Consider the following 450-nt stretch of genomic DNA (forward strand, 5'->3'; position numbering starts at 1 on the left):
GTTCTCTGGTGCTTCACCGGTGTGGTCGTCTCAGGCGGCTGAAGATCTTATGACCTTGCTCGAGGCTCTCGAGAATACCGATGAAAGGCTGCGGACCAGGTTGTGCCTGTCTGACCTCATCGGTGCAACGCCAGCCGATTTGGCAGCATCCGATTCGCGGGTGCGCTCTGACCTGGCGATTGACCTGGCTCGCTGGTCGAGTACCTGGACGATGACGGGGGTATGGGGAACGGTTGAGGCTGTCCTTCATCGCCCCGGTGTGCTGGTGCGTCTGGTAAGCATGGCAGGTGGTGAGCGATACGTCACCGATCTACGTCAGGTGGCACAAAAGGCGCATATTGCGGCCTGTGAAGGAAGATTGACGGCGACGGCAACCGCAGCGTGGATCCGCGAGCAACAGCAACTAGCAGGCGACGACGAACCCCGTCGCCTTGATAGTGACCAACAGGC

General features: G+C 60.0%; 1 protein-coding gene. It reads left to right on the top strand.

The genetic code is table 11. From position 1 onward, the window contains the following. Positions 1-450 (top strand): hypothetical protein (locus KJQ97_RS10090; RefSeq protein ID WP_214120699.1); only part of this gene is annotated, 450 nt, incomplete at both ends.

Source organism: Campylobacter sp. 2018MI01 (assembly GCF_018501205.1).
Lineage (GTDB): Bacteria > Campylobacterota > Campylobacteria > Campylobacterales > Campylobacteraceae > Campylobacter_E.